Annotated in this window: 2 protein-coding genes; both read right to left on the minus strand. The window is 36.2% G+C overall.

All coding sequences use genetic code 11. The features are described from left to right. Positions 1-191: 191 nt before the first annotated feature. Positions 192-443, minus strand: a complete 252-nt coding sequence (locus ACIR310F_RS0105935; protein WP_028083014.1) for a hypothetical protein — start codon at positions 441-443, stop codon at positions 192-194. Between the two features lie 57 nt (positions 444-500). After that, on the minus strand, positions 501-926 hold the full coding sequence (locus tag ACIR310F_RS0105940) for a tetratricopeptide repeat protein (protein WP_028083015.1): 426 nt from the start codon (positions 924-926) through the stop codon (positions 501-503). Positions 927-993 lie beyond the last annotated feature (67 nt).

A 993-nucleotide genomic window follows, 5' to 3' on the forward strand; every position in this document is an offset into this window, starting at 1 on the left:
TTTAACTGTTTGGATATCCTCAATTTTTCAAATCCGACAAAGAAAGATGTTACAGCAGTTTCCGATATTATGAAGTACAGATATTAATAATAAAACTCTTGTGGTGCGGGCATCTTGCCCGCACAAGGTGTACCTCACTCAAAGCTACTTGCTGTATATTCACTCATTTTTTAATACAAATTAAAATTATCTTAGGACAATTCATTTTTTGTCAATTTTTTAGAAACCCAGCTAATAATACCACTCAGCAAAGCCCCACCCATGAGGATACCAATAGCAGGGTTAAATAATGGTATCCACAGTTTATGCCATAAATCCAAACCAAGGTTGATTCCCGAAGCATCACCAATCACAGCAATAACAAGCCACGCGAAACCTAAAATCACAAGGAAAACATCAGCAACAAGGATGAAGTTAAGCCAGTTTAATAATTTGTCTTTCATTTTTATTGGTAATTAGTGATTAGTGATTGGTGATTGGTGATTAGTGATTAGAAAGAGTTAATTGTCCTCAAATATCCATTTTTTGACCTTGGCTAAATTTTGCCAATCAGGTTTTCTTGTGAAACCATCTTCAATACTATTTTTAACTTCTTCTTGCCATTCTTCATTGACAAATATCAACTGTTTTGCAAACTCAATGTGTTCCCGCAAACCTTTTTGACCTGTTTCTAGCATAGCTAAAGCGAGATTAATTCTTGCTTGTGGGTCTTGGGGATTAAGTTTCACCGCTTTATTGGCGGCTTTAAAAGCCAGTGAACCCTTGTTATCAAGGAGATATAACCAAGCTAAACAAATCCAAGCTGAACTAGCTTTAGGAGAGCGATCGCATACCTCTTTAAATACAGGAATTAGAGATTCTACAGATTCTCCAGCTTTATACCGTTCTAAACCTGTATCAAATAGGGAATCAATTGTATTAGTCATTTGTCAGTTGTCAGTTGTCAGTTGTCAGTTGTCAGTTGTCAGTTGTCAGTTGTCAGTTGTCAGTTGT

Origin of the sequence: Dolichospermum circinale AWQC310F (assembly GCF_000426925.1) — a bacterium.
Lineage (GTDB): Bacteria > Cyanobacteriota > Cyanobacteriia > Cyanobacteriales > Nostocaceae > Dolichospermum > Dolichospermum circinale.